Genomic DNA, 7,285 nt, shown 5'->3' on the forward strand with positions numbered 1-7,285 from the left:
CTGTTTTATTAGTAATAATGACAATAAATACCTGTTAATATTAGATTATTTAGAATACTTTTCCTGAAATATCTGCGTTCTTAAATTACTTGTACAATTTTCTAAAAATCCGTAATTTTACGCATCTTTTTTACAACAAAATCTAATATAAAAAATGAATACAGAACAGTTTGTGAGCCGTCACATTTCCCTGAATGAAGCCGATAAACAGGCGATGTTGGAGAAGGTAGGCGTTTCAAGCATCGAAGAGCTTATTTCTCAGACCATTCCTTCTTCTATCCGTTTAGAAAAGGATCTTGAAATCTCAGAACCGCTTTCGGAATACGAAATGCTGATCCATTCCAAGGAGCTGGCATCGAAAAATACTGATTATACAAGCTATATCGGGTTTGGATATCACAATACTTTATTGCCGTCGGCAATTCAGAGAAATATCTTTGAAAACCCGAGCTGGTATACGGCTTATACGCCTTACCAGGCGGAAATTGCACAGGGAAGACTGGAAGCGCTTCTTAATTTCCAGACTGTTGTGTGTGATCTTACCGGTTTTGCATTGGCCAATGCTTCATTGCTTGATGAATCTACTGCGGCGGCAGAAGCAATGCACATGTTCTTCAACAACAGGACGAAAGACCAGAAGAAAGCAGGAGCAAACAAATTCTTCGTTTCAGATCTGGTATTGCCTCAGACGGTTTCCGTTTTAAAAACAAAAGCGGAAGGGCTGGAGATTGAAATTGTGGAAGGCGATCACAAGACCCACAAACTGGATGGTTCTTACTATGGAGTTTTATTGCAGTATCCGGGTAAAAACGGGATTGTTTTAGATTATACGGAAGATATTACTGAATATAAAAAATTAGATCTTCAGGTCGTGGTAGCGTGTGACCCGATGGCCTTGGTGAAATTAAAGTCACCTGCATCTATGGGTGCCGACTGTGCTGTTGGAACAACGCAGAGATTCGGTATCCCGTTGGGTTATGGTGGACCTCACGCGGCATTTTTCTCCTGTAAAGAAGATTACAAAAGAGATATTCCGGGAAGAATCATTGGGGTTTCTCAGGATATGTACGGAAAACGTGCACTGAGAATGGCTTTGCAGACCAGAGAGCAGCACATCAAAAGAGAAAGAGCAACGTCAAACATCTGTACAGCTCAGGTTCTTTTGGCGGTGATGGCGGGAATGTACGCTGTTTATCACGGCCCGAAAGGATTAAACTACATCGCTGATCAGATTCACTTTAAAGCAAATGCTTTGAAAAACGGTCTTAAAGCATTGGGATATCAGATTGTGGAAGAGCCTATCTTCGATACTGTAAAATTCACGATCAGTGAAGAGGATAAAGGAAGGCTGATGAGAATGATGCTGGATCATAAGCTGAACCTGAACTACTTCACGGAAGGCGTAGTAAGTATCGCGATCAATGAAAGCACCACCCTGGATAAGCTGAATTACCTGATGGCTTCTTTTGCACAGTTTAAAGATAAGCAGACCTTCAAATTAGAAATAAAAGAAGGATACAGCATTCCGGAAGAAAATTTAAGAAAAGACGAAATCCTTACGGAAGAAGTATTCAACAAATACCATACAGAGACAGAATTGATGCGTTACATCAAGCGTCTGGAAAGAAAAGATTTATCGTTAACGCATTCCATGATTTCTTTGGGATCTTGTACGATGAAGCTAAATGCAGCTACTCAGATGTTGCCGCTTTCATGGGATAACTGGGGAGCAATCCACCCGTTTGTACCGATAGACCAGGCAGGAGGTTATCAGGAAATGATTACTGAACTTGAAAAAGATTTATCTGAAATCACAGGTTTTGCAGGAACTTCTCTTCAGCCGAATTCCGGTGCGCAGGGAGAATATGCAGGACTGATGGTAATCAGGGAATATCATATCTCAAGAGGGGAAGGCCACAGAAATGTAGTGTTGATCCCTCAGTCGGCACACGGAACCAACCCGGCTTCTGCAGCCATGGCAGGAATGAAAATTGTAGTCGTGAAAAACCTTGAAAGCGGAGAGATTGATTTCGAAGATTTCAAAGCTAAAGCAGAAGCAAATTCTGAAAATCTTTCTTGTGTGATGATTACGTATCCGTCAACGTACGGATTCTTTGATGCCAATATCAAAGAAATTACCCAATTGGTTCACGATCATGGCGGACAGGTGTATATGGACGGTGCCAATATGAATGCTCAGGTAGGATATACAAGTCCGGGGAACATCGGAGCAGACGTTTGTCACCTGAACCTTCACAAAACATTCGCCATTCCTCACGGAGGCGGAGGTCCTGGTGTTGGTCCGATCTGTGTAGCAAAACACCTGGTTCCTTTCTTACCATCCAATGCAAACATCAGAATCGGAGGTAAAGAAGCGATTGAAGGTATTTCTGCAGCACCTTATGGTTCCGGATTGATCCTGAATATTTCTTACGCTTATATCAAAATGTTAGGGACTTCAGGCTTGAAAAAAGCAACTGAGCACGCTATCTTAAATGCGAACTATTTAAAAGAAATTTTAGCGGAGCATTTCCCTATTTTGTATTCAAATACAGAAGGCAGGGTAGCACATGAGTGTATTGTAGATTTCAGACAGTTCAAATCATTAGGCATTGAAGTGGCTGATGTTGCCAAGAGACTGATGGACTACGGGTTCCACGCACCGACGGTTTCCTTCCCGGTTGCAGGTACCTTAATGATTGAGCCGACAGAATCTGAAAGCAAATCTGAAATTGACCGTTTCGCAGAAGCATTAATTGCGATTAAACATGAAATCGATGAGATTGCCAACGGAGAAGCCGACCAGGCCAACAACGTACTGAAAAATGCACCTCACACGGAACAGCTGGTGATTTCAGATTCTTGGGATAAGCCATACAGCAGGGAAAAAGCAGCCTATCCTTTACATTGGGTAAGAGACCACAAATTCTTTGCTACCGTTGCAAGGGTTGATGAAGCCTACGGAGACAGAAACTTAGTGTGTACCTGTGAGCCGATTGAAGCGTATATGTAATTACAAGTTTTTATAAATAATGAATCCCTTTCAGTTTTGAAAGGGATTTTTTGTTGTATTAATTAATGATATCCGTGACTTCGACTTCTATGACATCAGCAATTTACTTTGTGTCACGAAAGTTTAACTGAACTATTATTTAAAATTATTCTTCGCCATCTTCATCATCCAAAACATTTTCATACACTTCATTCCATAATTCGTTTTCTAAATCAAATTCATTTTTAAGTTTTTCCAAAAGTAACGGTCTGTCTTCTTCTAATTCCTTTATCTGTTTTAGCTGATCTGAAAACGCCTCTATATTTTCTGAAACCCTGACCGGTGTCCAGTTTCCCGCACCGTGTTGGGCATAATAAACAGGCAGATTAATTTCAGATACATCAATAAAGAACGGGTCATTAAAATAGTTACTGCATATAACGAACCAGTTTTCTTTAAACTCGCCTTTCTGTCCGGTTAAATTTTCGTTGGTCTTTGCATCAAATCTGTATCCTGCCTGAAAATCGTTGAACTTATCAGCACTTGGATAGTTCCAGGGCAAAGACATATTTTCCAATTCTATTTTTTCCTCAATGAAATTTTTTATTTTTTGCGGTAGTTCCATCATAATTTCTGATAACATTTATTTTTATAATAGAGGATTGTATTTTTCAATGGATTAAATTTTAAGTGAAAAACAATCTTTTATTCAAATTTAATAAAAAGCTTGCCTGGTTGTGTAATTAATGAGCCTGAATTAAAAACGGGAGAGCGGATTTTTTTAAGGTTTTTTGAAATTTACCTGAATAGGAATCTTTTTAAATATTAAGGAAACAGCAGCTGGTCTCACTAATAAATTGATTTTTAATGGGTAGCAGGATGGCGCAGGATGCTCATGTTTTGCAATGTAGGTAGATTGGTTAACACAAAATTAATATTTATGAAAGACAGATCTTTACTGTTTAAGCAGACACTTAAATCTCTATTGCTTTGTGGATTGACCTTATCCACCATTGGTTTGGATGCTCAGACACTGGCCTTTCCGGAAGCTACCGGTTTTGGGCGGTATACAACAGGAGCCAGAGGGGCTGCCAATCCTCAGATATACTTGGTTACGAATCTTAATGACAGCGGACCGGGTTCGTTCCGTGATGCAGTAAGCCAGCCGGGCCGGTTTGTGATCTTTAAAGTAGGAGGGATTGTTAATTTACAATCCGTTGTTGCGGTACCTGCGAATACAACGATTGCCGGACAGACCGCTCCCGGAGAAGGGATCCTGTTTCTGGGGCCGAGGGTTTCATTTACCGGAGCCAACAATACCATTGCCAGATTTATGAGGATCCGTTACGGCGGAACGTCTCAAAATCAGGATGCTTCAGGGATTGCCAACGGTGCCAATATCATTCTGGACCACATGACTTTTACCTGGGGAACCGACGAAGTATTTTCGGTGAACTGGGATAACAACGGAACGAGCCCTGATAATATCACCATTCAGAATTCAATTATCGGACAGGGAATGCACCGACATAATCACTCTGCAGGAGGGTTGATGCAGCCGCCGCCGGGTGGAAAGATCAGCCTGATCGGGAATTTATACATCTGCAATAAAACCCGTAATAATAAGATCAAAGGGATTAATGAATTTGTGAACAATGTGGTTTACAACTGGGGGAATTACGGAAATACATACGGCCACACGCAGTCCGGGGAAGCCTACATCATGGGTGGAGATTCTGCGGGAGCATCGTATGCAAATATCATCAACAATTATTTCATCGGGGGCCCGAATACAAACTCTGCCGTTACCACACCTTTCAGTGTAGGGAATGCCAATTTCAATCTATACGGTTCCGGAAATTATTTCGACAATAATAAAAACGGGATGCTGGACGGGGCTGTGGTGCCTCAGAATTTAACGGGATATCCTGTTGGGGATGTAACTTCAATCATGTCAGCTCCGTATGATTATCCGATGAAAAATACAACAGTAACGGCACAGGCTGCCTATGATAATATTGTGGCAGGCGTGGGTGCATCATATCCGAGACGCGACCAGGTGGACAACCTGATGGTTTCAGATTTAATGTCGAAAGGGACAACCGCTACCTATGTATATGTACAATCTGATTTAACCACCCAGTTCGGATTTACCAACGGCGGGGCAGGGCATATCTATGGTGCGCCGGCTCCTCTGGATACGGATAATGACGGGATGCCGGATGCATGGGAAACCGCCAACGGACTGAATCCCAATGTTGCCGATGCCCTGGCCGTAAGCACAACACAGGCTCCGTATCTGAATATTGAAGTATACATCAACAGTTTGCCCAATACCGTTGCCCCGGATTTTATTATTCCGCCAACCAATCTGAATTTCTCAAATGCTTTAACGGCAGGAAGCCCGGCGGCGAGTTCTTTAACGGTTAACTGGAATGATAATGCGGCCAATGAAACCAATTATGTTCTGGAGCGTTCTGCCAACGGAACCACTTTTACGCAAATTGCCACATTGCCAGCGAATACAACAAGTTATAATGAAACCGGATTAACACCGAACACCCAATATTATTACAGGGTGAAAGCAACCAACGCTACAGATTCCTCCGTATATACGTCAAGTGTATCCGTGACGACACCGCCGGTTCCGTCTGCTCCTGTAAAACCGACAAATCCGGTTCCGGCTAATGGGTTTAATGATGTACAGCTGAACAGCGGCAGCTTTATTTTAAAATGGAGCGGCAGTACCAACACAACAACCTATATGGTTTATTTCGGGACAAGTCCCCAGAATTTAACCAATGTGGCTACGGTACCTTATTCTGCCACGCCGTCTTATCAGGTTAACAATTTAAATACGGCAACCAATTATTACTGGAGGGTTGACGCTTCCAATGCGCTCGGTTCCGTAACGGGGGATGTCTGGAGTTTCCGGGCTCTGACACCAAGCCTTGTGGGAAACTGGCCGTTTGCAGAAGCACCTTTATCAGGTGAGCAGATTGCCGATGTAACACCGTATGCCAATAACGGGACTTTAAATGTAGCTTACGACAATGCAAATGTAAGAGTAGCCGGAAAAGAAAACAATGCCCTGGATCTGTCCACTTCGCCAAATACACCGTACATCGTGAGTATTCCGCATCAGGACCAGATTTTATTCAATACCAATTCTTTTACCGTTTCCTATTGGATGAAAGCTCCGCAAAGTATGATTCCGTCATCTTCGGCGACCAGTTTATATGTGTTGTGTAAAGGTTCTTTTACGAAAAATACCACGACAGGAGCCACGGGTAAACGTTTCAATGTAGAAATCAAAGGAGGGCAGCTGCGGTTTGCCATCGATGATGATGTTACGAAAAAGGAAATCACTTCCCCGATTGCCAATTATTTTACCAATAACTGGGTGCATGTCGTAATACAAAGGGATGTGACGACGCATAAAATGAGAATTTATACCAACGGTGTATTGAGTTCTGAAGGTGATGAAACTGCGGTTACCGGAATCGGTGAAGCGAGTGATCTGATCATCGGAAACATCGGTGAACTGGAATTTTTGTCAGCCACCAATACTCCGGCGCCGTATAAAGGGGCGTTTGACGAACTGAAAATGTACAATTATGCATTGTCTCCAATTGAAATATCGGCTCTGTACAATCAGGCAGTGTTGGGGAATGCGGAATTGAGCATCAGCAAAAATGCAGGAACCGTATATCCGAATCCTGTAAAAGACCAGATTTTCATTAAGCTTCCTGAATACAAAAAATCAAGCTTAACGGCTACTGTGATGGATATGTCCGGAAAAGTGATCATCAGGGAAAAACTGAACGCTGACGGAAACGGAACTTTCAACCTGAACATTTCCGGAAGAAAAGCATCAGGAAATTATATCCTGAATGTTTCAGGAGACCAATTGAACAGTAATTTTAAAATTGTTGTTCAGTAAGCCTATAATAAGGGCACCACTAATTCATTCATATTTTTCAGAAGAAAATCCTTTCAATTGTTTGAAAGGATTTTCTGTTTTGTTTCGATAAACTATTTTAAATGATGGAGGTACAACAGTGTGTTCTGCCACCTCGGGTAACGGAGCAAAGCAGAGTATATAGGGAAGTTTGTGATTCACCGGTTCTCGATACATTTTTCTTCATTTCATTACGAAAAACAGTCCAACTGACGGATTTACAACACTAGTACACGTCACTTCGATTTCTATGACATATGCAACTTATTTTCATAGACAGAATTGTTTTTTATTAGGGCATAAACTCTATGGATGATTTTATTTCTAATTGC

3 protein-coding genes are annotated in these 7,285 nt (G+C 41.8%); 2 read left to right on the forward strand and 1 reads right to left on the reverse strand.

Going from position 1 to position 7,285, the window contains the following annotated elements; genetic code table 11:
- Positions 1–154: 154 nt before the first annotated feature.
- Positions 155–3,013, forward strand: coding sequence for an aminomethyl-transferring glycine dehydrogenase (gene gcvP, locus ASE55_RS02210; protein WP_056214938.1), 2,859 nt, complete (start codon positions 155–157; stop codon positions 3,011–3,013).
- Between the two features lie 145 nt (positions 3,014–3,158).
- Here gcvP and ASE55_RS02215 read toward each other — a convergent pair whose 3' ends face one another.
- Positions 3,159–3,620, reverse strand: a complete 462-nt coding sequence (locus ASE55_RS02215; protein ID WP_128414476.1) for a hypothetical protein — start codon at positions 3,618–3,620, stop codon at positions 3,159–3,161.
- 312 nt (positions 3,621–3,932) lie between these two features.
- On the opposite strand from ASE55_RS02215, the gene ASE55_RS02220 reads away from it, so the two are divergent.
- Positions 3,933–6,935, forward strand: coding sequence for a LamG-like jellyroll fold domain-containing protein (locus ASE55_RS02220; protein ID WP_056214944.1), 3,003 nt, complete (start codon positions 3,933–3,935; stop codon positions 6,933–6,935).
- Positions 6,936–7,285: the final 350 nt, after the last annotated feature.

The organism is Chryseobacterium sp. Leaf201 (genome assembly GCF_001421435.1).
Lineage (GTDB): Bacteria > Bacteroidota > Bacteroidia > Flavobacteriales > Weeksellaceae > Chryseobacterium.

Bases quoted from the DNA above. Each gene is read 5' to 3' on its own strand.
- ASE55_RS02215 (WP_128414476.1), bottom strand. From the start codon at position 3,620: ATGATGGAACTACCGCAAAAAATAAAAAATTTCATTGAGGAAAAAATA.
- ASE55_RS02220 (WP_056214944.1), top strand. From the start codon at position 3,933: ATGAAAGACAGATCTTTACTGTTTAAGCAGACACTTAAATCTCTATTG.
- gcvP (WP_056214938.1), top strand. From the start codon at position 155: ATGAATACAGAACAGTTTGTGAGCCGTCACATTTCCCTGAATGAAGCC.